At 45.3% G+C, this 1,025-nt stretch carries 3 protein-coding genes; all 3 read right to left on the bottom strand.

What is annotated here, in order from left to right:
- Positions 1–4: 4 nt before the first annotated feature.
- A complete protein-coding gene (locus ACYPWY_RS16370; protein ID WP_459686614.1) occupies positions 5–157 on the bottom strand; it encodes a hypothetical protein in 153 nt (50 codons plus the stop codon).
- A 21-nt stretch (positions 158–178) separates the two neighbouring features.
- Positions 179–592, bottom strand: a complete 414-nt coding sequence (locus ACYPWY_RS16365) for a hypothetical protein (protein WP_459686613.1) — start codon at positions 590–592, stop codon at positions 179–181.
- A 1-nt stretch (position 593) separates the two neighbouring features.
- The coding region (locus tag ACYPWY_RS16360) for a hypothetical protein (RefSeq protein ID WP_459686612.1) at positions 594–1,025 on the bottom strand (432 nt) is incomplete at its 5' end.

Raw genomic sequence — 1,025 nt, 5'->3', positions numbered from 1 at the left:
TTTTTTATTTCACCGTAAATTCGTCGTCATATACTTCTATTTCCAAGCCGCTACCGCAAATCTGCGCCAGCCACTTGTTACCGATTCTCTTGAGCAGTTCAATGTTGCGGTAGCCCCTGTAAAGGATAATTAATGTTGCTGAAATCCGTTCATCCATATTTTTATTGATTGAGTAAGTTTATATATCATTTCTGAAATCCATTGGATAACTCTCAAAATACACTTCCGCGATAATTTGATTCCGGTCTGCATCGTTATCAAAGTCATTCAGGAAGTATCCAATGCTTGACAGCATTTCCTGTTTTTCTTCTTCCAAAAAATTCCCGACATCGATTTCGCCCGACAACCATAATTTCCTGTTCAGGATAATTGCTTTCAGAGCAGCATCTTTCCCTGCATCTTCCAAAAACTTTTGAGGATTGCCCATGTATTTTTGAAAGATGAGGCTTTCAGTCGAACCGGAACAGGGCAGCAAGCGGTCGTTGAAACCGTTCGGCTCGCAATACCAAAACTTGTCGCCGGATAGTGGCAGGCAGAATTGGAGTGTATCAGGATCAGTACACCGGATATTGGGGTTGAGTATATTTTTCATGTCAATCATTGATTTCACGCGGTATCAGGTACACACATTGTTTGCCTGTTATGCCGTATCCGTCATAAAGGGGTGTGATGCGGACGAGGTTTATCCTCTCTGCTTGGGAAAATTCAAATTTCAAGGCTGCCCGCTCCTCCTTCCCGAAAGCGAAACATTCGATGGTGGCAGACAGTGAATCCGCATCAAAGGCGGTTTCTGCAATTCCCATACAGGCGGCGTACTGCGCATCGGTGGGAATCACAGACCGCCAGTCGGGGTAATTACCTATAAATCCTTTTTTGTCGGGATAGCGGTAAAGCGCCCTGACTGAACGTCCTTCCGGCTCCAGGCAGCCCGACCAGGACATTTCTTCCTTTTCGCCCTTTGAGGTGTAAGCGCTTATTCCTGTTCCGGTACATTCCAGCCGCTTGAAGTCTTTTTTAGCCATCCA

Source organism: Viscerimonas tarda (assembly GCF_054601255.1).
This window is presented reverse-complemented; position numbering and strand designations above follow the sequence as displayed.

Excerpts from the sequence above, each read along its gene's own strand:
- ACYPWY_RS16370 (WP_459686614.1), bottom strand. The coding sequence starts at position 157 with ATGGATGAACGGATTTCAGCAACATTAATTATCCTTTACAGGGGCTAC.
- ACYPWY_RS16365 (WP_459686613.1), bottom strand. The coding sequence starts at position 592 with ATGAAAAATATACTCAACCCCAATATCCGGTGTACTGATCCTGATACA.